Annotated in this window: 29 protein-coding genes; 12 read left to right on the top strand and 17 right to left on the bottom strand. The window is 70.2% G+C overall.

From position 1 onward, the window contains the following. The first annotated feature begins 164 nt into the window (after window positions 1–164). On the top strand, window positions 165–539 hold the full coding sequence (locus ACIHFD_RS19075) for a VOC family protein (protein WP_397368043.1): 375 nt from the start codon (window positions 165–167) through the stop codon (window positions 537–539). 122 nt (window positions 540–661) lie between these two features. Here the strand turns inward: ACIHFD_RS19075 and ACIHFD_RS19070 are convergent, their stop codons facing one another. Together ACIHFD_RS19070 and ACIHFD_RS19065 are read right to left on the bottom strand one after the other, a co-directional pair. Continuing rightward, a complete protein-coding gene (locus ACIHFD_RS19070; protein WP_397368042.1) occupies window positions 662–1,195 on the bottom strand; it encodes a DUF1062 domain-containing protein in 534 nt (177 codons plus the stop codon). Between the two features lie 354 nt (window positions 1,196–1,549). Then, window positions 1,550–2,170, bottom strand: coding sequence for a TetR/AcrR family transcriptional regulator (locus tag ACIHFD_RS19065; protein WP_397368041.1), 621 nt, complete (start codon window positions 2,168–2,170; stop codon window positions 1,550–1,552). Between the two features lie 229 nt (window positions 2,171–2,399). Between ACIHFD_RS19065 and ACIHFD_RS19060 the strand changes: the two genes are divergently transcribed. Beyond that, the gene (locus ACIHFD_RS19060) at window positions 2,400–2,909 is read left to right on the top strand and encodes a hypothetical protein (protein ID WP_397368040.1); all 510 of its coding nucleotides are present in this window, start codon (window positions 2,400–2,402) and stop codon (window positions 2,907–2,909) included. Window positions 2,910–3,137: 228 nt separating this feature from the next. Here the strand turns inward: ACIHFD_RS19060 and ACIHFD_RS19055 are convergent, their stop codons facing one another. Then, a complete protein-coding gene (locus ACIHFD_RS19055; RefSeq protein WP_397368039.1) occupies window positions 3,138–5,465 on the bottom strand; it encodes an ATP-binding protein in 2,328 nt (775 codons plus the stop codon). A 205-nt stretch (window positions 5,466–5,670) separates the two neighbouring features. Here ACIHFD_RS19055 and ACIHFD_RS19050 point away from each other — a divergent pair, with 205 nt between their 5' ends. After that, complete coding sequence (locus tag ACIHFD_RS19050; RefSeq protein ID WP_397368038.1) at window positions 5,671–6,279, top strand: hypothetical protein; 609 nt, start codon at window positions 5,671–5,673, stop codon at window positions 6,277–6,279. A 4-nt stretch (window positions 6,280–6,283) separates the two neighbouring features. On the opposite strand, the gene ACIHFD_RS19045 is transcribed toward ACIHFD_RS19050, so the two are convergent. The 5 genes from ACIHFD_RS19045 to ACIHFD_RS19025 all read right to left on the bottom strand — a co-directional run bounded on the left by ACIHFD_RS19045 (window position 6,284) and on the right by ACIHFD_RS19025 (window position 9,568). After that, a complete protein-coding gene (locus ACIHFD_RS19045; RefSeq protein WP_397368037.1) occupies window positions 6,284–6,676 on the bottom strand; it encodes an ATP-binding protein in 393 nt (130 codons plus the stop codon). Further along, on the bottom strand, window positions 6,673–6,864 hold the full coding sequence (locus ACIHFD_RS19040; RefSeq protein WP_363980205.1) for a DUF5999 family protein: 192 nt from the start codon (window positions 6,862–6,864) through the stop codon (window positions 6,673–6,675). The genes ACIHFD_RS19045 and ACIHFD_RS19040 overlap by 4 nt, the downstream gene beginning before the upstream one ends. A 104-nt stretch (window positions 6,865–6,968) precedes the next feature. Beyond that, a complete protein-coding gene (locus ACIHFD_RS19035; protein WP_397368036.1) occupies window positions 6,969–8,072 on the bottom strand; it encodes a hypothetical protein in 1,104 nt (367 codons plus the stop codon). Between the two features lie 201 nt (window positions 8,073–8,273). Next, entirely contained in the window at window positions 8,274–8,786 is a 513-nt protein-coding gene (locus ACIHFD_RS19030; protein ID WP_397368035.1) for a hypothetical protein, read from the bottom strand. Then, a complete protein-coding gene (locus ACIHFD_RS19025) occupies window positions 8,783–9,568 on the bottom strand; it encodes a MerR family transcriptional regulator (protein WP_397368034.1) in 786 nt (261 codons plus the stop codon). Before ACIHFD_RS19025 ends, ACIHFD_RS19030 begins: the two co-directional genes overlap by 4 nt. 89 nt (window positions 9,569–9,657) lie before the next feature. Here ACIHFD_RS19025 and ACIHFD_RS19020 point away from each other — a divergent pair, with 89 nt between their 5' ends. Together ACIHFD_RS19020 and ACIHFD_RS19015 are read left to right on the top strand one after the other, a co-directional pair. Continuing rightward, window positions 9,658–9,972, top strand: a complete 315-nt coding sequence (locus ACIHFD_RS19020) for a metalloregulator ArsR/SmtB family transcription factor (protein ID WP_350736441.1) — start codon at window positions 9,658–9,660, stop codon at window positions 9,970–9,972. Continuing rightward, on the top strand, window positions 9,969–10,769 hold the full coding sequence (locus ACIHFD_RS19015) for an SRPBCC family protein (RefSeq protein WP_350736444.1): 801 nt from the start codon (window positions 9,969–9,971) through the stop codon (window positions 10,767–10,769). The genes ACIHFD_RS19020 and ACIHFD_RS19015 overlap by 4 nt, the downstream gene beginning before the upstream one ends. Before the next feature lie 56 nt (window positions 10,770–10,825). On the opposite strand, the gene ACIHFD_RS19010 is transcribed toward ACIHFD_RS19015, so the two are convergent. The 5 genes from ACIHFD_RS19010 to ACIHFD_RS18990 all read right to left on the bottom strand — a co-directional run bounded on the left by ACIHFD_RS19010 (window position 10,826) and on the right by ACIHFD_RS18990 (window position 17,053). Next, on the bottom strand, window positions 10,826–11,878 hold the full coding sequence (locus ACIHFD_RS19010) for a DUF4037 domain-containing protein (RefSeq protein WP_397368033.1): 1,053 nt from the start codon (window positions 11,876–11,878) through the stop codon (window positions 10,826–10,828). 78 nt (window positions 11,879–11,956) lie between these two features. Beyond that, a complete protein-coding gene (locus tag ACIHFD_RS19005) occupies window positions 11,957–12,691 on the bottom strand; it encodes a GNAT family N-acetyltransferase (protein WP_397368032.1) in 735 nt (244 codons plus the stop codon). A 6-nt stretch (window positions 12,692–12,697) separates the two neighbouring features. Further along, window positions 12,698–14,128, bottom strand: coding sequence for an adenylosuccinate lyase (purB, locus tag ACIHFD_RS19000; RefSeq protein WP_397368031.1), 1,431 nt, complete (start codon window positions 14,126–14,128; stop codon window positions 12,698–12,700). Between the two features lie 72 nt (window positions 14,129–14,200). Continuing rightward, on the bottom strand, window positions 14,201–16,594 hold the full coding sequence (locus tag ACIHFD_RS18995) for an ATP-binding cassette domain-containing protein (RefSeq protein ID WP_397368030.1): 2,394 nt from the start codon (window positions 16,592–16,594) through the stop codon (window positions 14,201–14,203). A gap of 102 nt (window positions 16,595–16,696) precedes the next feature. Continuing rightward, the gene (locus tag ACIHFD_RS18990) at window positions 16,697–17,053 is read right to left on the bottom strand and encodes a VOC family protein (protein ID WP_397368029.1); all 357 of its coding nucleotides are present in this window, start codon (window positions 17,051–17,053) and stop codon (window positions 16,697–16,699) included. A gap of 170 nt (window positions 17,054–17,223) precedes the next feature. Between ACIHFD_RS18990 and ACIHFD_RS18985 the strand changes: the two genes are divergently transcribed. From ACIHFD_RS18985 to ACIHFD_RS18975, 3 genes are all read left to right on the top strand, one after another. After that, window positions 17,224–17,598, top strand: a complete 375-nt coding sequence (locus ACIHFD_RS18985) for a helix-turn-helix transcriptional regulator (RefSeq protein WP_350736641.1) — start codon at window positions 17,224–17,226, stop codon at window positions 17,596–17,598. A gap of 10 nt (window positions 17,599–17,608) precedes the next feature. After that, a complete protein-coding gene (locus ACIHFD_RS18980; RefSeq protein WP_350736462.1) occupies window positions 17,609–18,025 on the top strand; it encodes a VOC family protein in 417 nt (138 codons plus the stop codon). A 124-nt stretch (window positions 18,026–18,149) separates the two neighbouring features. Beyond that, on the top strand, window positions 18,150–19,178 hold the full coding sequence (locus ACIHFD_RS18975) for a methyltransferase (RefSeq protein ID WP_397368028.1): 1,029 nt from the start codon (window positions 18,150–18,152) through the stop codon (window positions 19,176–19,178). Window positions 19,179–19,354: 176 nt separating this feature from the next. On the opposite strand, the gene ACIHFD_RS18970 is transcribed toward ACIHFD_RS18975, so the two are convergent. After that, on the bottom strand, window positions 19,355–19,918 hold the full coding sequence (locus tag ACIHFD_RS18970) for a dihydrofolate reductase family protein (RefSeq protein WP_397368027.1): 564 nt from the start codon (window positions 19,916–19,918) through the stop codon (window positions 19,355–19,357). Between the two features lie 81 nt (window positions 19,919–19,999). After that, window positions 20,000–20,428 carry a MerR family transcriptional regulator gene (locus tag ACIHFD_RS18965; RefSeq protein ID WP_397368026.1) on the bottom strand — a complete coding sequence of 143 codons (429 nt, stop codon included), beginning with the start codon at window positions 20,426–20,428 and terminating at the stop codon, window positions 20,000–20,002. A 189-nt stretch (window positions 20,429–20,617) separates the two neighbouring features. On the opposite strand from ACIHFD_RS18965, the gene ACIHFD_RS18960 reads away from it, so the two are divergent. From ACIHFD_RS18960 to ACIHFD_RS18950, 3 genes are all read left to right on the top strand, one after another. After that, window positions 20,618–21,058, top strand: coding sequence for a YybH family protein (locus ACIHFD_RS18960; protein ID WP_397368025.1), 441 nt, complete (start codon window positions 20,618–20,620; stop codon window positions 21,056–21,058). Between the two features lie 62 nt (window positions 21,059–21,120). After that, the gene (locus ACIHFD_RS18955; RefSeq protein WP_397368024.1) at window positions 21,121–21,684 is read left to right on the top strand and encodes a YceI family protein; all 564 of its coding nucleotides are present in this window, start codon (window positions 21,121–21,123) and stop codon (window positions 21,682–21,684) included. Window positions 21,685–21,816: 132 nt separating this feature from the next. Beyond that, window positions 21,817–23,064 (top strand): NAD(P)/FAD-dependent oxidoreductase, encoded by a 1,248-nt coding sequence (locus ACIHFD_RS18950; RefSeq protein ID WP_397368023.1) that lies wholly within the window; start codon window positions 21,817–21,819, stop codon window positions 23,062–23,064. Between the two features lie 188 nt (window positions 23,065–23,252). Here ACIHFD_RS18950 and ACIHFD_RS18945 read toward each other — a convergent pair whose 3' ends face one another. Together ACIHFD_RS18945 and ACIHFD_RS18940 are read right to left on the bottom strand one after the other, a co-directional pair. Further along, window positions 23,253–24,152, bottom strand: a complete 900-nt coding sequence (locus ACIHFD_RS18945) for a LysR family transcriptional regulator (protein ID WP_397368022.1) — start codon at window positions 24,150–24,152, stop codon at window positions 23,253–23,255. A 378-nt stretch (window positions 24,153–24,530) separates the two neighbouring features. Further along, entirely contained in the window at window positions 24,531–25,352 is an 822-nt protein-coding gene (locus ACIHFD_RS18940; RefSeq protein ID WP_397368021.1) for a helix-turn-helix transcriptional regulator, read from the bottom strand. 100 nt (window positions 25,353–25,452) lie between these two features. Here ACIHFD_RS18940 and ACIHFD_RS18935 point away from each other — a divergent pair, with 100 nt between their 5' ends. Further along, window positions 25,453–26,430 carry an NmrA/HSCARG family protein gene (locus ACIHFD_RS18935; protein WP_397368020.1) on the top strand — a complete coding sequence of 326 codons (978 nt, stop codon included), beginning with the start codon at window positions 25,453–25,455 and terminating at the stop codon, window positions 26,428–26,430. Window positions 26,431–26,435: the final 5 nt, after the last annotated feature.

Here is a 26,435-nt window from a genome sequence, read left to right as displayed (position 1 = left end):
TCATCCCGTCCAATCCTTTTCCAGCCACGTGATCACGGCTCCGAACGGGCCCGTGCGGTTGCGGGGCGAATCCGGCCCGGCTGGTCCCGTGGGTCACCGACGGCCCCACCTGCATCCGCTCACGGATTGGCGGCGTGGGGTGGATGCCCCGTAAGGTGCCGATCATGGCTTGTCGTATTTCTGAACTGATCATCAATTGCCGGGACCCGCAACGGCTGGCGGCGTTCTGGTGCGAGGTGCTGGACTTCATCGTGCTCGACGACACCGACGACGGCGCGGTGGAGATCGGACCACGGGAAGGGTTCGGCGGATTGCAGCCGACTCTGGTCTTCAGCCCCGCTACCGAGCTCAATGCGGGCAGGCCGCGGCTGCACTTCGACGTCAACGCCACCGACCGCGATCAGGACGCCGAACTCGAACGCCTCCTGAAGCTCGGGGCGCGCCCGGCCGACATCGGCCAGACCGGACAGGAGTCCTGGCACGTCCTGCTCGACCCCGAAGGCAACGAGTTCTGCCTCCTGCGAAGGCGCCTGGGCTGACCCTCTGGCTGGGTTCGTGCCAGGTTGTGGACACCGGGAACGACGTCCATGTTGCCGGTGGAGTGGGACTGAGGCGGTCGCCGTGGTCGTAGCCTCAGTCCCACCCACCACTTCTCTGGGCCCTATTCAGCGGGCATGACGACGAACGAGAAGTCCGCGGTCGTGGTGCGGTTGAGGGGGAGGTCGCCCTTGATGCGGCGCCCGACCTCGCCCCTGCTGATCCCGAGCCCCTGGGCGATCAGCCGCTCCGGGCGGACGGGCACGGGATCGAGGAAACCGACGTCCACCCGGTACGGCCATGCCGTCTCGGCAGCCGATGACTCCAGCCGCCACGCGCCACGCCAATCGAGGGTGAACCGGTTGCGCCGTGCGAGCGCGGGGTCCAGGAGCGCGTCAGCGACGAGCCCCTGATCGTTGTCCTCGAAGGCGCGGAGCCTGGCCGGATCCAGCGATCGGACCGGCACCCGCTCATGGACGGTGATCTTCGAGGTCCGGTCGCAGCCGACGCAACGGACGAGCAGCCACACGTCAAGCAGCTTGCCGTTGGCGTTGATCCGGAACCTGCCCTCGCCGACGGTGGCCGCCTGCGCCCGGCAGTCCAGGCAACGCACGGTGAGCAGCGGCAGCCGGGTCCTCCGCACGGTCCAGGGCAGCACGAAATGATCTCTATGGGATTGTGAAGACATGATCTCTCTAAGACCTGACACAAAACGCTGAGTGGCCGGGGCGGCTCAGAGGTTCAGAGCAGCCCGGCGAGACCGACCACGAGGCCGGTGAGAAAGCGCAGAAGAAGATGTCAGGCAGCGAGAGCAGGCGGCGTCACGCGACAGTCCCCACGACGAATCCGATAGTGCTGGCCGTACGCTACTGGATCACCGGCGAGCGCCACAATCGATTTTGTCGCCTGCCGATCATCGGCGACGAGGATGGCTGGGGCGAGCGGCAGCCACCATCATGGCGAGGGAGAGGACGTCCCCGAGGGCGCCGGTGGACGGGGGCAGGGCGGATGGTCAGGTGCCGGCCACGGCCTCTTGTGGCGCACGGGCGCCGAGCAGGGCAAGGCAGTTCGCCCACAAGGGGCCGAGCCGGTGGGTGCTGTTGTAGAGCTTGGCGAACAGCACCTGGCCCTCGAGCTGGGCGACCACCGCCCGCGCGGCTTCCCGGGGGTCGGCCACCTCGACCTCCTGCCGCTCTAGAGCCTCGGCGATGACCGATGCGACCATCTCGACCTGCGCGTCGAAGATCTCCTGCAGCCGGGTGCGGACGGCCTCGGTCTGGTTGCTCATCTCCAGAGTGAGGTTGCCGAACAGGCACCCCGAGACGGTGCCGCAGCTCTGCTGGGCGGTACGCAGGCCGGCCTCCGTCTCCTCGAACAAGCGGCGCAGCCGCGGCAGCGGCCGGGCGTCGGCGCTGAGAGCGGTCGCCCAGGCGCGCTGCTGAGCGGCCCAGTGCTCATCGATGACGGCCAGCGCGAGGGACTCCTTGGAGTCGAAGAAGTAGTAGAAGCTGCCCTTGGGCACGCCGGCGGCCCGGCAGATCTCGGCCACCCCCAGGGCCGAGTAACCATGCGTCTCGATGAGCGAGCGTGCGGCGCTCAGGATCCGCTCGCGAGCATCACTGGTTCGGCCCATGAGGCCAGTTTACGACCGGTCGACTACTATCCGCGGGGCCGTCCTGCGCGGCCCTTCCGGTGCAGGTCACGTCCTTGGCCATCCGGTCGTGGCGCGGACATCCCCGTACGGACATACGGGTGAATAGGTACCCATATGGGGATTTACCCCGTCCTCCCCGTGGGTGGGTCGGAGCGAAGCTAAACGTGTCTCTGAACACATGCGCCAACACCGGGAGGAGACGATACACGTGCCAGCCATGTTGCAGCCGCACATCGAGCACGGCACCGCCGGACAGCAGCCCACGCTGCGCCTGCTGTCCTGGAACGGGCTCCTGGCCATGGGGGACCGCCTGGCCGTTCGCGCCGGGTGGGCGGGGCAGGACCGCTCGGCCTCGTGGCTGCTGTCGGCACGGCCTTCGGCGGTGCCGAGCGCGCGGCGCATGACCGCGGTCCGGTTGGCCGCCTGGGGGTTGTGCGAACACGCCAAGAACGCCGACCTGCTGGTCGGCGCGCTGGTCACCGACGCCCTGCGGCACGCCACCGCCAAGGTCAGGCTCTCACTGTGGGTCGAGGACGACCTGCTGCGCTGCGAGATCGAGGACGACCGCAGCACGCTCTCCTTCACCGCATCGTGCCGCAAGACCGCCGATCGCGGGCACAACCCGGTGCTGGCCCGGCTGGCCTGCTGCTGGGGGGTCGCCGGCAAGGTCGTCTGGTTCGAAATCGTCACCGGCGACCGCGCCTGCGAGCACGCCTGAGCCCGCCCGGCACGTACACCCGTACCTGCCGCCCGAGCGGCACCGAGGAAAGGAACGACGCATCGTGCGCCACACAAGGATCCGCGTCTCCAAGCGGCCGACGCGCCGCCCCGCTCAGGGTGTGGACCTGCGGACCCCGTCAGGACGGGCACTGCCCTACTGACACCGCCGACGGCCGGAACCGGCCCTCACCCTGGAGCCGGTTCCAGCCTCCTCAGCACCGATCCCTCAGTCGTGCCCGTTGGCCCGGGCCTGCTCCCCCACCCACACCGCGATCTGCGCCCGCGAGTTGAACCCCAGCTTGGTCAAGATGTGCTCGATGTGCCCCTCCGCCGTACGCTGCGCGATCACCAGGGACGCCGCGATCTCCTTGTTCGTCATCCCCTGGGCGACCAGCTCGGCGATCTCCTTCTCCCGCCGCGTCAACGGCGTCTCCTCCGCCGCCTTGGCGGGCCGCTCGGGCTTGTCCTCCTCCAGGGCGTAGGACAGAGCCTCCTCCAACGGCATACGCGCCCCGCGCCGAACAGCCGTCTCGAACGCCGCCTCCCCCAGCACCTCACGCATCGCCCGGTCACAGTCGTCGTGGTAGCGGGCCAGATGCCCGTACCCCGACAGCGGCGCCCCGGCACAGCTCCACATGGTCTCCAGCACGCCCAGCAGGCGGGCCGCCCGCTGGTGACGGCCCTGGCCGGCGGCGATCCAGGCCAGCGCCTCGATGTTGACGCCCGCGCCGAGCGGGTCGCCGACCGCGCGGTTGAAGGTCAGGCTCTGCTTCTCCAGCTCGGTCGCCCGCTCCAGATCCCCCTGGCGCCACACCTGCACGCCCAGCGCCATCGTCGTGTACGCCTTGTGCCAGCCCTCCCCATAGGCCTCGCACTCGGCCAGGCACTCCTCGCCCGCCGCGATGGCGGCCGAGGAGTCACCCAGGAACGAGTGGGCGAGCGTCAGCCGGATGAGCGACAGCGCGATCCCGACCGGGTCGCCGGTACGGCGATGGCGGGCAAGGGCGTCCCTGTATAGCTCGATCGCAGCTTCCGTTCGCCCCTCGCACATGGCCACCATTCCGCGGAACAGGGCCACGTAGGCCAGCACCGGCTCGTCCTGCAGCTCCTCGCCGAGCCGGCGGCTCTCCTCGAGAAGGGCGGTGGCGGCCGGTATGTCGGCCTGAATGATCGCCAGCCAGCTGCCGGCCCACAGGGCGCCGGCCCGCACCGGGCTGGGCTCGGTGTCGGCGGCCAGCGCCTGCTCCAGCCAGCCGCGCCCCTCAGCCAGGTAATAACTGGTGATCCAGTGATACAGCAGGTCGCCGGACATGCTCAGCCCCGCGCGGGCCTCCTCCGGCGTGTTCAGCCAGCTGTCCAGGGCGGCCCGCAGGTTGGCATGCTCGCGCCGCAGCCGGGCGAACCACGCCACCTGGCCGGGCCCGAACAGCTCCGCCCTGGCCCGCGCCGCCAGATCGCGGTAATAAGTGCGGTGCCGTCGCTGCAGGGCGGGCTCGCAGCCGGAGCCCGTGAGCCGTTCGCGACCGTACTGCCGCAGCGTCTCCAGCATCCGGTAGCGTACGCCGCCCGGATGGTCCTCTCGTATCAGCACGGACTTGTCCACCAGGCCGATCACCAGGTCGAGGACGTCCTGCGGGTCGATCCCGTCCTCGCCGCACACCGCCTCGGCCGCCTCCAGATCCAGACCCCCCGCGAACACCGAGGCCCGTTCCCACAACAGGCGTTCTTCTTGCGAACACAGCGCGTAACTCCAATCGATCAGCGCCCGCAGCGTCTGATGCCGGGGCAGCACCGCCCTCGACCCACCGGTCAGCAGGCGGAAACGGTCGTCGAGCCGGTCGAGCAGCTGCTCGACCGACAGGGCCCGCAGCCGCACCGCCGCCAGCTCGATCGCCAGCGGCAGCCCGTCCAGCAGGCGCACGATCCGGGTGACGACCTCCCGGTTGTCCTCCGTGACCGTGAAGGACGGCAGCACGGCGCGGGCACGTTCGGCGAACAGCCGGACCGCGTCCTGCCGGATCAGCCTCTCCAGCGGCACCTGAAGATCCGGCAGCGGCAACGGCGAGATGGGCACCGCCTGCTCGCCGGCGATGCCCATCGCCTGCCGGCTGGTGGCCAGCACCCGCAGATCCGGCGCCGCCCGCAGCAGCGCCTCGCTCAGCGCCGCACACTCGGTGATCATGTGCTCGCAGTTGTCGAGGATCAGCAGCGCCTGCTTGTCGCGCAGATGGCAGGTCAACACCCGCATCGAGGTGTCGCCGGTGTGGTCGCGGATCTCCAGCGCCTCGGCCACGGCCTCGGCGAGCATGGCCGGGCCGTCCAGCTCGGCCAGCTCCACCAGCCACACCCCGTCCCGGAAGGCCCGCCGCACGTCCTGGCCGACCCGCACCGCCAGCCGCGTCTTGCCGACGCCGCCCACGCCGGTCAGTGTGACGGCCCTGGAGGCGGACAGCAGCTGTTTGACCTCGGCCACCTCGTGCCGACGCCCCACGAAACTCGTCACCTCGGCCGGCAGCCCGCCGTTGGGCCGCCCTCCGTAGGTGCTGGCAGTCACCGCTGTCATTGGCGCCTTCCGCGACGCGGCCGGCGCTGCCGTCGGCCCGCATCCCACGTCGTCGCCCCCAGGTTATGTCGCGGCCGTTATCCCAGACGAGCACGGTCAAGAACCCACAACAAGTTTTGGCCATCGCATGGTGTAAGGGCGTCTCGACCTTGACGGCCGGCCGCTCCTAGCGTGGAGAGAGGGAGGGGAACAGACCATGTTCATCCAGGTCATCGAGGGCCGGGCGATCGAGGTCGACGATCTGCACCAGGCACTGGAACGGTGGGTGCGCGAGCTCTCGCCCGGCGCGCAGGGCTGGCTGGGCACCACGGCCGGCGTCACCGACGACGGCCTGTTCGTCAACGTCGCCCGCTTCGCCGACCGGCCGGCCGCCCACCGCAACGCCGACCGGCCCGAGCAGGGGCAGTGGTGGGTGGAGACCGCGAAACTGTTCGCCGGCGAGGTGACCTTCCTCGAATGCGACGAGGTCATCGAAATCCTGGGCGGCGGGTCCGATGAGGCGGGGTTCGTCCAGGTGCTGCAGGGGCGCGTACGCGACCCCACGCGGGTGCGCGAGGTGCTGCAGCAGGGGCAGGAGGAGCTGGCGGCCTTCCGTACGGACCTCATCGGCGCCACCGCCGCACTGTGCGGGCAGGACAACTGCGTCGAGACCGCCTACTTCACCAGCGAGGTGGCGGCCCGGCAGGGAGAGGCCAAGCTGCAACCGCCGGCGATCCGGGAGCTGCTGCGGGCCTGGCAGGAACTGTTCGTCTCCGACGTGGACTTCTTCGACCTGCGCGAGCCGTGGCTGTACTCGCCGCGCTAACCGCTCACACATGGGCCGGCATCCGTACGGGCACCTCGAACCAGACCAGCTTGCCCCGGCCCGTGGGAACGCTGCCCCAGCCGGAGGAGAGCACCTCCACCAGCAGCAGCCCGCGCGAGCCCTCGTCGTCGCGGCAGGCGGCACGCGGGCTCGGCGGCACCGGACTGGAGTCCTCCACCTCGCAGCGCAGCAACCCGTCGGCCGCCGACAGGCTCAAGCGCACCAGGCCCCGCGCGTGCCGGACCGCGTTGGTGACCAGCTCGCTGATCAGCAGCTCGGCGTGGTCGCAGGCCTGCTGCAGCCCCCACTCCGCGAGCTGGGCGCGGGCGGCGTGCCGGGCCCGGCGCACCGAGTGCGCCTGGGCGGTGAACGTCCACGACGCCAGCGCGGCGCTCACGCGGCCCGCTCCAGGACGGCCGCCGGGACGATGCTGCGCCCGTCGGGCAGCAACTCGCCGGTGTCGTCGAAGAACACCACCCCGTTGCACAGCAGTCCCCATCCCTGCTCGGGGTGGTAGGCGATCAGGCGCGCGGCCTGGTGAGCGGCGGAGTTCGCCGGAGGACAGGGAGGCTGGTGCGTACACATGGTGCGGATTCCCCCGTTCCTCGCATCCAGCTGGTTATCCGTACGCTTCCAACGTGCCTCACAACACCACGCCAAGAAGAGGTGAAAAATACCCTTATAGGTACCTATGTCCGGTAGGTACCTAGTGTCGTCAGCGTCTCCCGGCCCTCATCCCACCGCCACCGCACATCGCGGCCACTCAGATGCACCCCGCCGATCCAGCGGTCCACGCCGTTCAACCGCACATGATCCTCCTCACCCGCCAGCACCCGGGCGCCCACCGCGGTCAGACCCACCACCGTCGCCCATCCGACCGGCCCGCCGGCGGGCCGAAGATCCAGCAGCGGATACGGCGCCCCCGCCAGGCGATCCATCATCGCGAAACACCACGTGTCCCCCAGATACCGGCGCGCCTCCCGAGCCGTGGCCCGCACGAAGACGTCCCCAGCCGAACCCTCCTGCGCCGCAGCGGCCAGAACCCGACGCTCGGCGAGGGAAAGCCCGTCACGGGTGGAGGGATACTCCCGGCACAGACGCTCGAACGCCTCACCCAGAAAACGCAACTCACCGGAACGGACCGCCGCGATACCCGGCAGACCCTCCGGCGTCGGAGCACGAAAAGCCGCCCACGCCCGGGTCGCCAACTCCAGCGCCGCCGGCGACAACCTCGCACACGCCCGCGTCGACGGCAACTCCCGCAACTGCTCCGCACGCAACTCACCCAAACCGCCGAACCCCGCGATGCCAGGATGCTCCCCGATACAGATCAACGTGACAGCCTCGGCCGGCACCCCCAACTCCGCCAGCCAGGCCAGAATCTCCACGATCTGCAACTGATCGTACAGATCAGCCTCGAACCACAGCACATACTCGCCGCCCCGGTTGGCCTCCACCGCCGCATCCCGCTCCACGAACATCCGCAGCCCCTCACCGCGGTCATCGGCACCCGCCCCCACCAGGAACGCGGCCCTGACCCGGCGCAGCTCCTCCCGCCCCACCGCCGGAACCGGCCCCTCGTGCAGCACATCCCGCCAGAACACGATGCGCCGCGCCAGCCCCGTACCCGCCAGATCGGTGCCGTCACCGTTACTGATGTGCAGCGCCCCCAGCCAGTCCTGCTCGGCCGCAGGCTGCTCGCCCAGGAGCCGGCGGCGCGCCACCGCGTACGACTCACCGGTCTTGGCCATACGGGCACGCACCCGCCGCTTGAAATCCGCCTGCTTGGTCATGAACATCTCCCGAACGCCGCCGCGGCGCCCCCCAGCGACCGGCGCGGCAGGCGCACGACCAACCGGCAGATCCTCCGTCCGAGAGGTGAACCTCCCTTTGCCTCCATCAGGTGACCCGGCCGGGGCGGGTGGCCGGAGGTTGGGCGGGGACGGCCGCCACCGGCCATGCTAACCCCGCCCCACCGGCCCCCGCGAGACCCCTCAGCCCGGACGCACCGGCTGACGCAGCACCGTACGCGGCTCCGGATCATCGAACGCCGTCAAATACACCTCATGATGCAGCCCATGGGGCACCAGCCCCCGCTCCACCATGAACGCCTCCATCACCGCCAACGACCGATACTCCTCACTGAAGGCGCCCACATGCAGCACCTCCACACACTCACCCTCCGTGAACGTCACCACCCGCACCCGATCCACCGCCGCCCCCGACGAACGCGCACCCTCCCGCGCCCGCTCCACCAGCCCCGCCTCCGGCACCCCCGCCAGCGGCAGCATCAGATGCCAGCGCCACAACTCCCGCGGCACCTCCAGCCCCGGACGCTCGTCCTCCACGAACCACAACCCCTCCAACGGCCCCGCCGGACCGCCCATCCCCGCCACCACCGCATACAGCGCGCCGATGGCCGACACGTGCTCACTCCCGCCCGGCTCACCCATGCCCGTCACATTCAGGCAGGTCACCGGACCGTACGTGACCAGCTCAGGATTCATGACTCCTCCAAACAGATCATCAGATGCGTAACGAGATACTCAGGCGAGGTCACGGCCGGATCCGACACGTACACCTCGCGAATCGGCCCCCGAACCGCACACCGGCGCTCGCCACACCAGGCCAGCACCGCATGCGCCGTCAGGGACATCTGGTCATAAGGCCCCACATGCGTCGCACAGGCGAACCTGCCCCCCGGCAACACCCGCACCGGCGCACGCCCACCGCCCTCCCCATCCCCGAGCACCCGGGCGGCCTCCACGTCGAACACCTCACCGAAATCCACCGGGAACAACCCGATCAGCTGAACCGGCCCGGCAGGCCCCAGCAGACGCGACAACGCCGCCGACGCCGCCCGCCCCACATCCTCCGGCCCCGCCGCCCGCTCGGTCGCCACCACCACCCGCCGCGCCGGCTCCTCCACCACCCGCACCGGCACCGACGGCAACCCCTGCGCCATCACCCGCTCCAGCGACGCGAGCGTACGACGCCGCCGCGCCAGCTCCGCCTCCAACTCCTCCCTGACCCCTTCAAGCGCCTGCGCCCCGCCCGCCAGCACCTCACCCACCACCGCCAGCGGCACATCCAGCGACCGCAGCAACGCGATCGACAACGCCACCCGAGCCTGCGACGCCCGGTAAAACCGGTAACCCGTCACCGCGTCCACCTGCGCCGGCCGCAACAACCCCAGCTCGTCATAGTGACGCAACTGCTTCACACTCAACCGCCCCAACCGGGCGAACTGCCCGATCGGCAGCAACTCCTCGTCCACGCCGACCAGCATGGACCCTCCCACCGAGGGAGAGTCCAGCCGGCTCCACGCCCAATACATGCCCTTGCAGGCATATAGCCAAGCGGGTATATTAACGAGCCATGCGCTTCGACGTGCTCGCGGAACCCGCCCGCCGCCACATCCTCGACCTCCTCCTCGAACGCCCCCGCCTCGTCAGCGAACTCACCACCCACCTCGGCCTCACCCAACCCGGCACCTCCAAACACCTCCGAGTCCTGCGCGAAGCCGGCCTCGTCACCGTCCGCAAAGACGCCCAACGCCGCTGGTACGAACTCCGCCCCGCCCCCCTCGCCGAAATCGACGCCTGGCTCACCCCCTACCGCAAACTCTGGAACCACAGCCTCGACCGACTCGAACACCACCTCGACACCATGGAAGAGGAAGACGACCGATGAACGAAAACCTCACCATCCACCCCGACGGCCGCACCACCCTGCGCATGCAACGCCGCCTCCCCCACCCACCCGAAAAGGTCTGGCGCGCCATCACCCAGCCCGAACACCTCGCCCACTGGTTCCCCGCCACCATCACCATCGACGGCGACCGCATCAACTACGGCTTCGGACCCGACGGCCACATCACCGAGAACAACCCACCCCACACCTACGCCCACACCTGGGGCGAGGACGAACTCCGCTGGGAAATCCACCCCGACGGCCCCCGCGCCAGCATCCTCACCTTCACCCACACCTTCACCGACCACCACGGCGCCGCCAGCTTCGCCTCCGGCTGGCACACCTGCCTCATGGCCCTGCTCCACACCCTCGACGAACGCCCCGTCCAGCAACCAGCCGACAAACAACCCGCCGAGTTCGCCCGCCTCCACGAGGACTACGTCGCCATCCTCGGCCTCGTCCCCGCCACCGCCGCAAACGGCGACGTACGCGTCGAACGCCAGCTCACCCGCCCCGCCGAAGACGTCTGGCACCTGCTCAACGGCGACGACGCCACCCCCGGCGACCCCCCGCCCGCCCCCTTCACCGCACCCGGCCTCCGACCCGGGCCGGTCACCCGCGCCGAGAGCGCCAAACTCCTCGAATACGACACCCCGACCGGCCCCGTCCGCTGGGAGCTCACCCAGGGCACCGGCCAGGGCGCCCGGCTCATCGTCACCCACACCGGCGACACCACCACCCTCGACGCCTGGCGCATCCACGTCGAGGAGCTGGCCTCCTCCCTGGTGGATCTGTGATTTTCAAAGGGTGAAGAGGGTAGTGCAACCACCCACGCCCTTTACAATGTAGATCACTAACCTTGGAGGCCGAGAACCGCCGCCGTCATGGCCCGCGCCCGCCCCGGCGCCGTCAGCAGGTCCGTCGAATCCGACAGCTGATCCACGCACCCCACCAGGGGCAACCCCCTGATCACCGGGTCGGACACCGACTCCAGCAGCGCCTGCGCGAACCGGTCCCCGCCGATCACCTCGAACGGCCGTTCGAAGAACCCCCGTACCCGCTCATCCAGCCGCTCGGCCAGCCCCACCCGGTTCTGCAGCGCCGCCACCCGCGCGTACGCCCCCGACAGCCCCTCCTGCCGCTCCCGCCAGGAGCGCGCCGCCACCGCCGCCCCCAGGCACTCCCCCAGCTCCGTCGAGCCCGGCATGCGCGCCAGCGCGCTGCCGAGCCATTTCGCGTACGGCGGGTAGCGCCGCCGCAACAGCAGCGCCAGCCGCATCACCTCCCGCGCCAGCCGCGCCCCCACCACGGCCGAGCCCAGCTCATCGCCCACCTCGCCACATCGGCCCGGGAACGGCTCCTCCTGCGCGATCCGCCGCCACTGACACGCCAGCACATACCGCCACACATCCTCCGGATACCAGCGCAACGCCGCCCGGGCCGTCTCCAGCCCGCCCCCGGGAACGGCAGCCTCCAGCCCGTCGTGGAACACCTCGCCCCGCGTCACCTCGGCCAGGCTCTGCCACGGCGCCGACAACCAGTCCAGCAGCGACACCCCCTCACGCGGATCGAAACCCAGCCGCTCCACCAGCCACGACCCCAGCTCCGTCACCGCCACCCCGGGCTGCACGCTGCCGTGATAGCCGAACACGGTCGGAAAACCGCCGAACCGCTCCGGCAGACCCGCCACCACCTTCGCCCGCACCTCGGGCGCCATCCCGGGCGCCACGAACACCAGCACCCGCGGCCCCCAGTCATGATCGGCCGAGCGGGCCGTGTCGAACTCCAGCACCTCCGACCCCGGCCCGATCAACGCCGCACTGTGCGCGACCCCGGACACCAAAGGCGCCACCACCTCGCCGTAGAAGGCGCGGGACAACTCGATACCTGGTACAAAATCGGACATCACGCCGTCAACTCTGCCCCAGCGCCGCCCGAACCTCACCCGATTTTCCCGGCGCCCACCCGGGAGTCAGCCAGGGGGTCAGCCGGCCACGTGAGAGGCCATCACCCGCCGGCGCCGGTAGCCGATCCGCTCATAGAGCGTGACGGCCGCCACGTTGCCGTCGTCGACCATCAGCGCCGCCCGCCCGTAGGCGGCCAGCAACTCCGCCGACGCCCACCGGCACACCCGATCGGCCAGCCCACGCCCCCGCATGCCCGCCTTCGTCGCCACCCCGGCCAGCAGCCCCACGCTGGGCGCCGGCCAGGCATCGGCCGCCACCGCCGCCAGCTCGCCGCCGACGCGCACCCCGGCCCACCGCCGCACCCCGGCGATGCCGGGCACCGCGTACGAGTCGGGCGCATCAGCCGCCAGCAGCGCCGCGACCTCGTCCTCGGCCTCCGGCTCCAGCCAGCCCACCCCGCCGGGAGCGGGGCCGTCCAGCGCCGGCAGGCTCATCCAGGAGAACGTCCCGGACTCGCGCAGGCCGTCGAGCTTGGCCGTCACCTCGCGTACCAGCTCCAGCTCCCCGAACGGCCGGTAGGAGGGCCCCAGCTCGGCCAGCGCGTACCCGACCAGCTCCACCGCGTCCGAGGCCGCACCCCACACGCCCAGCCGGTCGCGGCGCGAGGCCCCGGGACCGGCGGCCACCACCGCCCCGCCCAGCGCCCACGCCCGCGCGCCGCCGCGCAGCCCCTGCGCCACCCACACCAGCAGGTCGTCGTCACCGCACGCGGCGCGCACCTCGGCGTCGTCGCGTAACTCCCGTATCGCCACAGCTCGTTACAGGATGGCGCCGGGCCGGTAGGCCGCCGCCTCCGGGTGCGCCGTCACGACCTCGCCCACCTGCCGGGCGACGGCCTCCACCTGATCGGCGGCCGCGCCGGTGAACGACACCTGGTCGGCCAGCAGCGCCTCCAAGTGGGCCCGGTCCAGCGGGAAGCGGGTGTCGGCCGCCAGCTGGTCGAGCAGCTCGTTGCCGGCGCCGCGCGAGCGCATCGCCAGCGCCGCCCCGACCGCGTGCTCCTTGATCACCTCGTGCGCGCTCTCCCGGCCCACCCCGGCCCGCACCGCCGCCATGAGCATCTTCGTCGTGGCCAGGAACGGCAGGTAGCGGTCCAGCTCGGCGGCGATGACCGCCGGGAAGGCGCCGAACTCGTCCAGCACCGTCAGCATCGTCTCCACCAGCCCGTCGAAGGCGAAGAACGCATCCGGCAGCGCCACCCGGCGCACCACCGAGCACGACACGTCGCCCTCGTTCCACTGGTCACCCGCCAGCTCGCCCGCCATCGAGGCGTAACCCCGCAGCACCACGGCCAGGCCGTTGACGCGCTCGCAGGAGCGGGTGTTCATCTTGTGGGGCATCGCCGACGAGCCGACCTGCCCCTCCTTGAACCCCTCGGTGACCAGTTCGTGCCCGGCCATCAGCCGGATCGTCTTGGCCAGCGACGACGGCGCCGCCGCCAGCTGCACCAGCGCCGTCACCACCTCGAAGTCCAGCGAACGCGGATAAACCTGCCCCACGCTGGTGAAGCGGTGCGCGAACCCCAGGTGCGCGGCCACCTTCTCCTCCAGCTCGGCCAGCTTGCCCAGGTCGCCGCCCAGAAGATCGAGCATGTCCTGCGCGGTGCCCACCGGCCCCTTGATCCCGCGCAGCGGGTAACGGCCGATCAGCTCCTCCAGCCGCCGGTAGGCCACCAGCAGCTCGTCGGCCGCCGACGCGAAACGCTTGCCCAGCGTGGTCGCCTGCGCCGCCACGTTGTGCGAACGCCCGGCGACCACCGTGGCCTTGTGCTCCTCGGCCAGCGACGCCAGGCGCCCCAGCAGCGCCACCACCCGGTCACGCATCAGCAGCAGGCTGTCACGGATCTGCAACTGCTCGACGTTCTCGGTCAGGTCACGCGAGGTCATCCCCTTGTGCACCTGCTCGTGCCCGGCCAGCGCGTTGAACTCCTCGATGCGCGCCTTCACGTCGTGCCGCGTCACCCGCTCACGCGCCGCGATCGACTCGACGTCGACCTGCTCGACCACCTTCTCGTAGTCGTCGACCGCGCCCTGCGGGACCGTCACCCCCAGCTCGGCCTGCGCCCGCAACACCGCCAGCCACAACCGCCGCTCAGCGATGATCTTGTACTCGGGGGACCACAGGCGGGCCAGGTCCGGCGAGGCATAACGCGAGGCCAGGACATTCGGGATACGCGGCTTGGACGTCACGTCGGACAAGTCTATTCACACGCCCGCGCCCGCACGGCACCAGGCCACGCGAGCGCCGCGATCACGCCCTGACTAGAAGGCGCCGACGTAGGCCGCCAGGTGCTCACCGGTGAGGGTGGAGCGGGCCGCGACGAGATCGGCGGGCGTGCCCTCGAACACGATCCGGCCGCCGTCGTGACCGGCGCCCGGGCCGAGATCGATGATCCAGTCGGCGTGCGCCATGACCGCCTGGTGGTGCTCGATGACGATGACCGACTTGCCGGAGTCGACCAGCCGGTCCAGCAGGCCGAGCAACTGCTCGACGTCCGCCAGGTGCAGGCCCGTCGTCGGCTCGTCCAGGACGTACACGCCGCCCTTGTCGGCCATGCGGGTGGCCAGCTTGAGCCGCTGCCGCTCGCCGCCGGACAGCGTGGTGAGCGGCTGGCCGAGGCTCACATAGCCGAGCCCGACATCGGCGAGCCGGCCGAGGATGGCGTGCGCGGCCGGCGTACGCGCCTCACCGGCGCCGAAGAACTCCTCGGCCTCGGCCACCGGCATCGCCAGCACCTCACTGATGTCACGGCCGCCGAGGCGGTGCTCCAGCACCGAGGCCTGGAACCGCTTGCCGTCACACTCCTCGCACACCGTGGAGACGCCCGCCATCATCGCCAGGTCGGTGAAGATGACGCCGGCGCCGTTGCAGGCGGGGCAGGCGCCCTCGGAGTTGGCGCTGAACAGCGCCGGCTTCACCCCGTTGGCCTTCGCGAACGCCTTGCGGATCGGGTCGAGCAGGCCGGTGTAGGTCGCCGGGTTGCTGCGCCGCGAGCCGCGGATCGCACCCTGGTCGATCGACACCACGCCCGCGCCGGCCGGGATCGACCCGTGCACCAGCGAGCTCTTGCCGGAGCCGGCGACACCGGTGACGACGGCCAGCACCCCGAGGGGGATGTCGACGTCGACCTCGCGCAGGTTGTTCGCGCTCGCGCCGCGGATCTCCAGCGTGCCGGTGGGCTTGCGCACGCTCTCCTTGAGGGCGGCCCGGTCGTCGAGGTGGCGGCCGGTGACGGTGCCGCTGGCCCGCAGCCCCTCGACGGTGCCCTCGAAGCAGACGGTGCCACCCGCCGTACCGGCGCCGGGGCCCAGGTCGACGACGTGGTCGGCGATCGCGATCGCCTCCGGCTTGTGCTCCACGACGAGCACCGTGTTGCCCTTGTCGCGCAGCCGGCGCAGCAGGTCGTTCATCCGCTGGATGTCGTGGGGGTGCAGGCCGATGGTGGGCTCGTCGAAGACGTAGGTGGTGTCGGTGAGCGAGGAGCCGAGGTGGCGGATCATCTTGACCCGCTGCGCCTCGCCGCCCGACAGCGTGCCCGCCGGCCGCTCCAGCGACAGGTAGCCCAGCCCGATCTCCACGAACGACTCCAGCGTGCGCAGCAGCATCGCCAGCAGCGGCGCCACCGACGGCTCCTCGAGGCCGCGGATCCATTCGGCCAGGTCGCTGATCTGCATCCGGCACGCGTCGGCGATGTTGACGCCGTCGATCCGCGAGGAGCGGGCCGCCTCGCTGAGCCGGGTGCCGTCGCACTCGGGGCAGGTGGTGAAGGTCACCGCCCGGTCCACGAACTCCCGGATGTGCGGCTGCATCGCCTCCCGGTCCTTGGACAGGAACGACTTCTGGATCTTGGGGATCAGCCCCTCGAAGGTGAGGTTCACGCCCTCGACCTTCACCTTGGTCGGCTCCCGGTAGAGGAAGTCCTGCATCTCCTTCTTGGTGAAGTCGCGGATCGGCTTGTCCGGGTCGAGCAGGCCGGACTCGGCGTAGACCCGCACGGTGAAGAAGCTGTCGGACTTCCAGCCCGGGATGGTGAACGCGCCCTCGGCCAGCGACTTGGAGTCGTCGTAGAGCTGGGTGAGGTCGATGTCGGAGACCGCGCCCCGGCCTTCGCAGCGCGTGCACATGCCGCCGGTGCGGGTGAAGGTCTGCACCTCCGTCTTCTTGGCGCCGCGCTCGACGGTGATCGCGCCGCTCGCCCGTACCGAGGGGACGTTGAAGGAGAAGGCGTTGGGCGAGCCGATGTGCGGCCGCCCGAGCCGGCTGAACAGGATACGCAGCATCGCGTTGGCGTCGGTGGCGGTGCCGACCGTGGAGCGGGGGTCGGCGCCCATGCGCTGCTGGTCGACGATGATCGCGGTGGTCAGCCCGTCCAGCACGTCGACCTCGGGCCGCGCCAGCGTCGGCATGAAGCCCTGCACGAACGTGCTGTACGTTTCGTTGATCATCCGCTGCGACTCCGCGGCGATCGTGTTGAACACCAGCGAGCTCTTGCCCGAGCCGGAGACCCCCGTGAACACCGTCAGCCGGCGCTTCGGGATCTCGATGCTGACGTCCTTGAGGTTGTTCTCGCGTGCGCCGTGCACGCGGATCAGATCGTGGCTGTCGGCAACGTGCGGCGCAGGCGACTGCGGGTCCGTCCTCGTGGCCTTGCTCATCGTCTCTCCATCTGTTGGGCAGGACCGCCTGGCTCGATCCGACCAGTTTCGAGCATTATGTCTGGCTTTTTTGGTGTCAGTACGGTGAGCGGGGATCCCCGCTCACTGATCCTGAAGCAGCCCCAGCACGTTGCCATCGGGGTCGGTCACGGTGGCCACCAGACGGCCGCCGCCGACGTCGCGCACAGGGTCCTTCACGGTGGCACCGGCAGCGGTCACCTCGGCCAGCTTCGCCTCGATGTCCGGCACGTGCCAGTAGGCCACCGGCGAGGTCATCGCCTGCGGTCCACCCGCCGGCACGAGCCCAATGTGCTGGCCCGCGGCCTCGAAACCGACGTAGTAGGGCCCGTCGGCCACCGGCTCGACGCCCAGCAGCGCCGCGTACACCGCCTTGGCCTTCGCCAGGTCCGCCACCGGGTGCAGCACCGTCTTGATCCCCTGGGTGGAAGAGTCGCTCATGGTTCACTCCTGTTCGAAAAGGTGAGGTCTGTGCTGGTCACGCTAGCCGCACCGTACCGATGCGCGCTTCTCCATTCCTGACCGGTCGCGCCCGGATCCTGTGAGAAACTGACCAGGTGAGACGGCAGGACCTCGACGATCTCGTCCGGCTGCGGCGGGCCCGCGACCGGATGGACCGCGACTACGCCGAGCCCCTCGACGTCCCGGCGCTGGCGCGTGACGCCCTGATGTCGTCGGGCCACTTCTCCCGCAGCTTCCGCGCCGCCTTCGGCGAGACGCCCTACAGCTACCTGATGACCCGCCGCATCGAGCGCGCCAAGGCACTGCTGCGGCGCGGCGACCTCTCCGTCACCGAGGTCTGCTTCGCGGTCGGCTGTACGTCACTCGGGTCGTTCAGCACCCGCTTCACCCAGCTGGTCGGCGAGAGCCCCAGCGCCTACCGGGCCCGCGACCACGACCACGCCGCCGACATCCCCGCCTGCATGGCCAAGATCTACACGCGACCGGTCAGGAACGGAGAAGCGGGCCCGTCCGCCCGCCCATAGGCTGAAGCGCATGGACATCAAGCTCTCCACCTGCTTCATCGCCGTCGACGACCACGACAAGGCGCTCGCCTTCTACCGAGACGTCCTCGGTCTTGAGGTACGCAACGACGTCGGATACGAGGGAATGCGCTGGGTGACCATCGGGTCACCCTCCCAGCCGGACGTGGACATCGTCCTCGAACCACCACTCGCCGACCCCAACGCCTCGCCGGCCGACAAACAGGCCATGGCCGAACTGATGGCCAAAGGCCTGCTGCGCGGCATCATCTTCACCACAGACGACTGCGACGCCACCTTCGAGCGCATCAGCGCCGCGGGCGGCGAAGTGCTGCAGGAGCCGATGGACCAGTTCTACGGCGTCCGCGACTGCGCCTTCCGCGACCCCGCCGGCAACATGCTGCGCTTCAACCAGACCCTCGCCAAGTAAGCCCCGCGGAGCAGCACAGCCGTCCCATGGCGGAGCTTTTGGGGGTTGTTCTTGCGAGGTCGGTTGCCCACAGTCCCACGCCCTTTACAATGTAGATTCGTAAGCTGGGGCGCATGATAAGTGCATGACGAGCGACGACACCCCCCTGGACGGGGCCGCCGCATGGCGGGCCCTGACGCCGCTGATGGACCTGATGACCCCGATGGCACTCCGGGTGGCCGTGACCCTGCGGCTGCCCGACCTGGTGGACGAGCACGGCTCCGACCTCGACGACCTGGCCGCCCGCGCCGGCGCCGATCCCGACGCGCTGGGCCGGGTGCTGCGCCACCTCGTCGGCCGCGGCGTGTTCACCGAGCCCCGGCCCGGCACGTTCGCGGTGAACGCGACCGCCGCCCTGCTGCGCCGCGACCACCCGTCCGCGGCGTGGCGGTGGCTGGACCTGGACGGGTTCGGCGGCCGGATGGACCTGGCCTTCACCGGCCTGCAGGACACGGTGCGGACCGGCCTGCCCGCCTGGCCGGCGGTGTTCGGGGCGCCGTTCTGGGACCACCTCGACGCCGACCCCGAGCTGAGCGCGTCCTTCGACGCGACGATGGCGGTCAACGCCGCGGGCCGCGAGCTGGCGGAGGGCTACGACTGGCCGGCTCTGAGCCGGGTGGCCGACGTCGGCGGCGGCACCGGCAGGCTGCTGGCCGAACTGCTGCTGCGCCACGACGGCCTGCGCGGTCTGCTGATCGACCTGCCGGACACCGTCTCACGCGGACAGCGCTACCTGGCCGAGCACGGGCTGGCGGACCGGTGCGAGACGGTCGGGCGCAGCTTCTTCGACGAACTGCCCACCGGAGCCGACGCGTACGTGCTCAACCGGGTGCTGCACGACTGGGCCGACGCCGAGGCGACCGCCATCCTGCGCCGCTGCGCCGGCGCCGCGGGCCCGCACGGAAGGGTGCTGATCCTCGAGTCGCCCAGCACCTCGGAGGTCGATCCGGCCATGTTCGCGGAGATGAACCTGCGGATGCTGGTCCTGACCGGCGGCCGGGAACGGACCGTCGACGACTACCGGACGCTGGCCGCGGCCGCCGAACTGCGGGTCGCCGCCGTGCACGACATCCCACCGTGGCACACCGTCATCGAGTGCGTCCCCGCCACCTGACGATCCTCGCGCGCGGCCCGGATTGTCGGTGGCCTGTGCCAGAGTGGGCACCATGCTCGCGATCACGGTGCAGACGGAGAACGGACAGCGGCACATCCGGGCCACCGCGCAGGAGCTTGCCGACCTCGTCGGCTAGGCCGGCGCGGAAGCCGCCGGGCCCCTTGGCGGCGGCGGGTTCAGGCGCGCTTCGGTTCGTAGTGCAGCGCGGTGATCCCGCAGGCGAACGGCCGGGCCGCGACCAGGAACAGCCGCTTGTAGTCGCCGGCGTCGCCGAACACCGGCATCCCGGCGCCGATGGCGACCGGGTTGACGAACAGGTGGAGCTCGTCGAGCAGCCCCTGGGCGATCAGGCTCGACACGAGCGTGCCGCCACCGTAGGCGATCATGTCGCCGCCCGGCCGGGCCTTGAGCCCGTTGACGATCTCGGCGAGGTCGCCGCCCGCGACCACGGCGTTCTCCCAGGGCGACGCGGTGAGGGTGTTGGAGATGACGACCTTGGGCGTGTCGTTCATCTTGTCGATGGACTTCTGGTCCTCACCCTCGGGCCCGGCCGCCCACGCTGGGATGAACCCCTCGGCGAGCCTGCGGCCCAGCACGATGCAGTCGGCGGGGTCGGTGAGCGCGTCGATGTAGGCGTTGATGTCGTCGGTCCACGGGAAGTTCAGCCAGTCCATCTCGCCCTTCGGGCCGGCCATGTAGCCGTCGACGGTCATCTGGACCTGGAGTTTGAACGTGCGCACGAGGTGCTTCCTTCCGGGCCGAGGGGTGGTGATCCAGAGCGTAGCGGCGCGCCCGTACGACCCGCTCGAGATTCCCTCCGCTCAGACCAGGCACCCGTCCTGGCCGTGGCCGTGGAGCCCGGCCGCGCTCTCCACGATGCGCCGGTAGTCGGGGCACTGGGTGAAGTCGTCGGCCGTGCACCGCATGAGGTGCTCGATCAGCGCCTTGGACGCCGCGAGCTCCCGCTGACGTTCCTCTAGCTCGGCGTGATGGCGCTGGAGGAACGCCTGGCGTTCGGCCAGGCCGTAGGCGCCGAGCATCTCCCGGATCTGCTCCAGGCTCATCCCGCCCGCCTTCGCACGGATGATCGTCAGGACGCGGATGACATGGTCGCGGGTGTAGCGGCGGCGGCCGCTCACCCGGGCGGCCGGAGTCAGCAGGCCCATCGCCTCCCAGTGACGCAGGACATGCGGCGCGAGATCGAACCGCTCGGCCAGCTCTCCGATCTGCATGAACTCGCTTGACCTCATGTCGACATTAACTTGCAGAGTCGTCTCCACGTCAAGCGATCATCGCTTTTGGCCCGGCAGCACCTCCATCATGCCGCCCAGAGCATAACGCCATAGCAATATTAATCTTAGACAAGATAACTCCAGAGCCATAGCGTCGGAGGTGTGAGAAGCCAAGATTCCGCCGCAAAGGGAAGGGCTGGGATAGCGATGCCCACGCAACGCGAGATAGATGAAGCCAAGATCCGCCAGCTGGTCGGCAAGATCGTCGAAGGGCTCCAAGGCAAGGATCTCGAGGGCCTGAAGCGGCTTTACGCAACGGACATCGTGTCCTTCGACATCGAGCCGCCGCTCCAGCATGTGGGGATCGAGGCGAAGCTCAAGAACTGGGCACCCGTGTTCACGTTCTTCGAGCGTGTGACTTATGAGGTTCGCGACCTGACGCTCACCGTGGGCGATGACGTGGCGTTCGGGCACGCGTTCGCTCGTCTCAGCGGCACGCTGAAGAACGGGACGGCGACGAGCGGTATGTGGGTCAGGGTCACGTACTGCCTCCAGAAGATCGACGGCACCTGGTTGATCGTGCACGACCAGGTCTCGGTGCCGCTCGACATCTCCAGCGGCAAAGGCGTTGTCGATCTCGAGCCCTGATCCTGCCGCCCCACTCCCGCCTGCGCCGCGTCGCCGCGGCACCCCGTCCATGGAGGAAAGCCATGATCCCCGTCCCCGCGACCGTCGAGATCCCGGGTTATCTGGTCGGCACCTGGAAAGCCGACCCGGTGCACTCCGAGATCGCTTTCACCGTCCGTCATCTCATGATCAGCAAGACGCGTGGCCGGTTCACCACCTACGACGTCACGATCGTTACAAGCGAGGACCTGCTGGACTCGTCGGTGACCGCGACGATCGACCTCGCGTCCATCGACACCGGCCACGAAATGCGTGACAACCACCTGCGCACCGCCGACTACCTCGAGATCGACAAGTACCCGACGATGAGCTACCGCTCGACCGGCATCCGCCAGACCCACGACGGATGGGCCATCGACGGTGAGCTGACGTTGCACGGCGTCACGCGGCAGGTACCGCTGGCCGTCGAGGTGAACGGGTTCGGCTCGGACCAGTGGGGCGCACAGCGGGCCGGCTTCTCCGCGACCGCGGAGATCAACCGGCGCGACTTCGGCATTGACATCAGTACCCCGATGGAGGCCGGTGGCGTCGTGGTCGGCGACAAGGTGTCGATCAGCCTCGAGGTCCAGGCCGTTCTCCAGAAGTGACCCGGCCCGGACGGGCGGCCCGCAAGCCCCCCATCCACCGATCGCGTGGGGTCCCGATTCCGCGGTTCGACCGAGCGGGATCGGGACACCGCCCCTGTGGTTCAGCGCCTCGTCGAGCTCAGGAGGATTGCCATGAGCACTGATCCCGGCATCGTCATCATCGGAGCGAGCCTGGCCGGCGCGAAGGCCGCCCAGGCCCTGCGACTCGACCACGGCTACGACGGGCCGATCACCCTCGTCGGCGACGAACCCCACCTGCCCTACCAACGCCCCGCCCTGTCCAAGGGCTACCTCCTGGGCACCACCGGGCCCGCTGACCTCGACGTCCTGAAGCCGCAGTTCTACGCCGACCAGGACGTCACTCTGGCACTCGGCGCCCCCGCCACCGCCCTCGACCTGGACGCCCGGCGGGTACGGCTGGGCGACGGCACGGAGTTCCCCTTCGCCCGGGTGCTGATCGCCACCGGCGCCCGCCCGCGCCGCCTCAAGGCGCCGGGCGCCGATCTCGACGGCGTCTACTACCTGCGCAACCGCGACGACAGCGAACGCCTGGCCACGGCCCTGCGCGCGGCCGGCAATGTCGTCGTCATCGGCGCCGGCTGGCTCGGCTCCGAACTCGCGGCCGCCAGTCGTACCTTCGCCAACCACACCACCGTCATCGACCCCCTGCCCACACCGCTCTACCCCGTGCTGGGCGACCGGATCGGGGGCCTCATCGCCCGCCGGCACCGCGACCATGGCGTGAACCTGCTCCTCGGCGACGGCGTCGAGGCCATCCTCGGCACGCGCTCGGTCGAAGCCGTCCAGACCATCACCGGACGGACGATCCCCGCCGACCTCGTCATCGTCGGCGTCGGCGCCACCCCCAACACCGAACTCGCCCAGGCAGCGGGACTGCACGTCGACGGCGGCATCCTCACCGACGAGCACCTGCGCACCTCGCACCCGGCCGCCGTGGCCGCCGGCGACGTCGCCCGCCACCAGCACCCGCGCTACCTGAACCCCGTACGGATCGAACACTGGGACAACGCCGTGATCCACGGCACCGCCGCCGCGGCCACCATGGTCGGCAAGCCCTCGACCATCGGCCACGTCCCCTACTTCTTCTCCACCCAGTACGGTTCCACCCTCGAATACCTCGGACTCCCCACGACCTGGGACCGCATCATCACCCGCAGCGAGCACGCCACACACGGATTCACCGCGTTCTGGCTCGACCGCCGCATCCCCGTGGCCGCCCTGACCATCGACAACCGGGGCGCCGCCGACCACCTGCGCACCCTCATCGCCACCGGGCACCCCGCCGACCCGCAACAGCTCGCCGACCCCGACACCCCCTTGCTGGACCTCCTGCCAAACGCGCCGAGCCGTATCTCGTGAGACCCTTTCGTACGACAGGCCAAAGGGGCCGAATCAGGCCAGGACGGCGCGAGTACCAGGCTGCTCTCTCGGCCGCGAGCCCCGTGGGCGGCTACCGACGGCGGAGGGCTGGTCGTCACCGCGCACCGCCCGATCGAAGCGGCGAGCGGATCACGCCTCACATCGTCGACGTCGCCGGCCGGACCCCCTTAGCGCTTCTCCTGTGGTTCGCCGGTGATCCAGTTCCAGTTGGCGATCGTGGTGCGCATCAGGCGGGCGGCGGTGGACAGGTGGCTGCCGGCGCCCCAGTACAGGGTGACCGTGCGTCGGCAGTCAGGGCTGTCGACAGGGACCCAGGCGGCCGGGACCCGCGTGGAGCCGGTCCGGGCGAAGGCGGGGACGAGACCGATGCCGAGCCCAGCGCTGATCAGGGCCGCGATGGCGCTGAGCTCGTCGACCTCGCAGACGATCTTCGGGGTATGGTCTCGTGCGGCGAAGAGCCGGTCCAGGAGCCGGCGTTGCCAGTGCCCTTTGCGGGCGCTGACGAAGGGCTGGCCGGTGAGCTCGTCGATGCTCACCGACGTACGGCTCGCCAGCGGATGGCCGAGCGGCGTGGCTACACCGACCGCCTCATCGAGCAGTTGGACCGCCTCCAGGCCCTCAGCGGAAATCGGCTGGGAGGCGACGCACAGGTCAACGTCCTGGGCCCGCAGGTGACGGCCCATCTCCTCGGCCGCCATCCAGCGGAGTTCGACCTCGATGGTCGGGTGAGCTCGTTTGAAGGCCGCCAGCGGCCCGGTGAGCGTGAGGAAGGTCTCCGACGCGAGTCGTACGGTGCCCACACCCTCGCTGACGGCCTCGGCGACGGCTCGCCGCCCCGCATCCAGCTCACCCAGGGAGCGTTCGACGTAATCGCGGAAGAGCTTGCCCGCGTCATTCAGCCGCAGCCGGCCGCTCCGGTCGAACAGCGGTGTGCGCAGCTCGCTCTCCAGCCGGGCGATGGTACGGCTCAGCGACGGCTGGGCGACGCGAAGCTCCTCGGCCGCGCCGCTGAGGTGTTCCAGCCGCGCCACCACCAGGAACTGCCTGAGCGAGTTCAACTCCATCATGTCTCCAGGTACATAGCACTTCGGCGATATTAACCATAGTCAAGATAGCCTGTGAGCCATAGTGTCTGGATCTGTTCGCACATCGAGTGGGGAGGATCCCTCACGGGACAAGCACTGGCTGTCTGGCACACCTGAGGCATGCGGGCGAATGCCTCAGGATCGGTGCGACATGCCACGGGTCGGATGAGACCGAACACATACCGATCACGGTAGCCGGACGGAGCGCAGATGTGACAGGTCATTCGCGCTGCTGAGCCGCCTCGAGCCCGGCAGTCCGTACGTCCTGCTCGCCGCGGGGATCGGCGTGCTGGGGGCCGGCTTCGGGCTGCTCATGCAGAACCTGGTCGCGCTGATGATCCTGCTGCCCTCGCCCCGCGGTCAGGCGCTCAGCGAGTCGAGCAGCCGCAGGCGCTCGGCCGAGTCGGTCCCGGGCGCCGCGCCGAGGAAGATGATCCGCTGGCCGGGGTCGTCGGGCACGCGCATGGTCTCCTCGTTGAGCTCCAGCGGCCCGACGAGAGGATGGTTGATCCGCCGTACCGAGTAGGTGCACTCGGCGACCCGCTGGCCGCCCCAGACGCGGGTGAAGTCGGGGCTCTTGATGCTCAGCTCGCCGATCAACGCGGCCAGCAGGGGATCGTCCGGCATGTCGCCGGTGGCCATGCGCAGGTAGGCGGCGACCTCGCCGGCGTGCGTCTCCCAGTCGGGATACAGGTCGCGCATGGCCGGGTCGAGGAACATCGTCTTGGCCAGGTTCACCCGCTGACCGGGGTTCAGGCCGTACAGCGCGTAGCCGAGCCGGTTGCCGCCGAGCAGGTCGAAGTACCTGCCGAGGATGATCGCCGCCTGGTCGGCGACCCCCTCCACCAGCGCCACCACCGACGGACGCAGCCGCTCGGGGCCGTAGGGACGGCGCGCCACCTGCACCTGTTCGGGACGGGCGAGCCGCACCAGGTGCATGCGCTCATCGGCGGTCAGCTGGAAGGCGTTGCCCAGCGCCTCCAGCACCGAGTCCGACATCTGATGGCTCTCGCCCTGCTCCAGGCGCGTGTAGTAGTTCACGCTGATCCCGGCCAGCTGCGCCACCTCGTCGCGGCGCAGGCCCGGCACCCGGCGCGCCGTGCCGTAGGTCGGCACGCCGCCGGCCTCGGGCGTCAACGCGGCACGGCGGGCGCGAAGGAACTCCCCCAACTGCTCTCCCATGCCCCCATTGTCGCCACATCCGCCGGCCGCTCCCATCCCCTGGCATGGGTACCCAGGACAGGGACAGGCGCCCGCGCGAGAACGCCGCCAAGGTGAAGGCATGACCGACAAGAAGATCATCGCTGTGGTCGGGGCCACCGGAGCGCAGGGCGGCGGACTGGTCCGCGCCATCCTCGCCGACCCCGACGGACCGTTCACCGTCCGCGCCCTCACCCGCGACACCGCCTCCCCGCAGGCCCGCGCCCTGGCCGAGCAGGGCGCCGAGGTCGTGTACGCCGACCTCGACGACGAGGACAGCGCGCATCACGCCTTCGCCGGGGCCTGGGGCGCCTACGTCGTGACCAACTTCTGGGCCCGGCGCACCCCCGAGCAGGAGGCCGCCCGCGATGCCGCCCGCATGGAGATCGACCAGGCGCACGCGGCCGCCCGCGCCGCCAAGGCCGCCGCGCTCAGGCACGTCGTGTGGTCCACGCTCGAGGACACCCGGCCGCACTTCGCCCACCTGGGCCGCCGGGTGCCGACGCTGCTCGGGGAGTACGCGGTGCCGCACTTCGACGCCAAGGCCGAGGCCAACGCGGCCTTCACCGGTCTCGGCGTGCCGACCACGTTCCTGCAGACCACCTTCTACTACGAGGCCTTCCTTCAGGGACAGGGCCCGCACCGCGACGCGAGCGGCCGCCTCGTGCTGACCCTGCCCATGGCGGGCAACCCGATGTCCATGATCGCCCCCGAGGACATCGGCCGCACCGCACTCGGCATCTTCCGGCGGGGCCCGGAGTTCGTCGGCCGCACCGTGAGCATCGCCGGGGAGCACGCCGACGGCAAGGAGCTCGCGGAGAAGTTCACCACGTTGCTCGGCGAGCCGGTGACCTACGCGCCGCTGACCTACGACCAGATGCGGGCCGCCGGATTCCCCGGCGCCGTCGAGATCGGCAACATGTTCGAGTTCTACTCCGAGGCGTCCGCCTACTTCACCGGCATACGCGACCTCGGCCTGGTACGCGAGCTCAACCCCCGGCTGCGCTCCCTCGACGACTGGCTGAACGAGCACCGCGACGAGATCACGGCCGCCATCTGACGGCC

Source organism: Nonomuraea sp. NPDC051941 (assembly GCF_044593615.1).
Note: the sequence above shows the minus strand (reverse complement) of the source record. Positions and strands in the feature narration are given on the sequence as shown.

What these genes read in the sequence shown, in the direction of transcription:
- ACIHFD_RS19065 (WP_397368041.1), bottom strand. Translation starts at nt 2,170, where the DNA reads ATGGGCCGAACCAGTGATGCTCGCGAGCGGATCCTGAGCGCCGCACGC.
- ACIHFD_RS18965 (WP_397368026.1), bottom strand. Translation starts at nt 20,428, where the DNA reads ATGAGGTCAAGCGAGTTCATGCAGATCGGAGAGCTGGCCGAGCGGTTC.
- ACIHFD_RS19015 (WP_350736444.1), top strand. Translation starts at nt 9,969, where the DNA reads ATGAACGAAAACCTCACCATCCACCCCGACGGCCGCACCACCCTGCGC.
- ACIHFD_RS18940 (WP_397368021.1), bottom strand. Translation starts at nt 25,352, where the DNA reads ATGGGAGAGCAGTTGGGGGAGTTCCTTCGCGCCCGCCGTGCCGCGTTG.
- ACIHFD_RS19050 (WP_397368038.1), top strand. Translation starts at nt 5,671, where the DNA reads ATGTTCATCCAGGTCATCGAGGGCCGGGCGATCGAGGTCGACGATCTG.
- ACIHFD_RS18935 (WP_397368020.1), top strand. Translation starts at nt 25,453, where the DNA reads ATGACCGACAAGAAGATCATCGCTGTGGTCGGGGCCACCGGAGCGCAG.
- ACIHFD_RS19035 (WP_397368036.1), bottom strand. Translation starts at nt 8,072, where the DNA reads ATGACCAAGCAGGCGGATTTCAAGCGGCGGGTGCGTGCCCGTATGGCC.
- ACIHFD_RS18955 (WP_397368024.1), top strand. Translation starts at nt 21,121, where the DNA reads ATGATCCCCGTCCCCGCGACCGTCGAGATCCCGGGTTATCTGGTCGGC.
- ACIHFD_RS18975 (WP_397368028.1), top strand. Translation starts at nt 18,150, where the DNA reads ATGACGAGCGACGACACCCCCCTGGACGGGGCCGCCGCATGGCGGGCC.
- ACIHFD_RS18990 (WP_397368029.1), bottom strand. Translation starts at nt 17,053, where the DNA reads ATGAGCGACTCTTCCACCCAGGGGATCAAGACGGTGCTGCACCCGGTG.
- ACIHFD_RS18960 (WP_397368025.1), top strand. Translation starts at nt 20,618, where the DNA reads ATGCCCACGCAACGCGAGATAGATGAAGCCAAGATCCGCCAGCTGGTC.
- ACIHFD_RS18945 (WP_397368022.1), bottom strand. Translation starts at nt 24,152, where the DNA reads ATGATGGAGTTGAACTCGCTCAGGCAGTTCCTGGTGGTGGCGCGGCTG.
- ACIHFD_RS19040 (WP_363980205.1), bottom strand. Translation starts at nt 6,864, where the DNA reads ATGTGTACGCACCAGCCTCCCTGTCCTCCGGCGAACTCCGCCGCTCAC.
- ACIHFD_RS18995 (WP_397368030.1), bottom strand. Translation starts at nt 16,594, where the DNA reads ATGAGCAAGGCCACGAGGACGGACCCGCAGTCGCCTGCGCCGCACGTT.
- ACIHFD_RS18985 (WP_350736641.1), top strand. Translation starts at nt 17,224, where the DNA reads ATGGACCGCGACTACGCCGAGCCCCTCGACGTCCCGGCGCTGGCGCGT.
- ACIHFD_RS18980 (WP_350736462.1), top strand. Translation starts at nt 17,609, where the DNA reads ATGGACATCAAGCTCTCCACCTGCTTCATCGCCGTCGACGACCACGAC.
- ACIHFD_RS19020 (WP_350736441.1), top strand. Translation starts at nt 9,658, where the DNA reads ATGCGCTTCGACGTGCTCGCGGAACCCGCCCGCCGCCACATCCTCGAC.
- ACIHFD_RS18950 (WP_397368023.1), top strand. Translation starts at nt 21,817, where the DNA reads ATGAGCACTGATCCCGGCATCGTCATCATCGGAGCGAGCCTGGCCGGC.
- ACIHFD_RS19010 (WP_397368033.1), bottom strand. Translation starts at nt 11,878, where the DNA reads ATGTCCGATTTTGTACCAGGTATCGAGTTGTCCCGCGCCTTCTACGGC.
- ACIHFD_RS19030 (WP_397368035.1), bottom strand. Translation starts at nt 8,786, where the DNA reads ATGAATCCTGAGCTGGTCACGTACGGTCCGGTGACCTGCCTGAATGTG.
- ACIHFD_RS19075 (WP_397368043.1), top strand. Translation starts at nt 165, where the DNA reads ATGGCTTGTCGTATTTCTGAACTGATCATCAATTGCCGGGACCCGCAA.
- ACIHFD_RS19025 (WP_397368034.1), bottom strand. Translation starts at nt 9,568, where the DNA reads ATGCTGGTCGGCGTGGACGAGGAGTTGCTGCCGATCGGGCAGTTCGCC.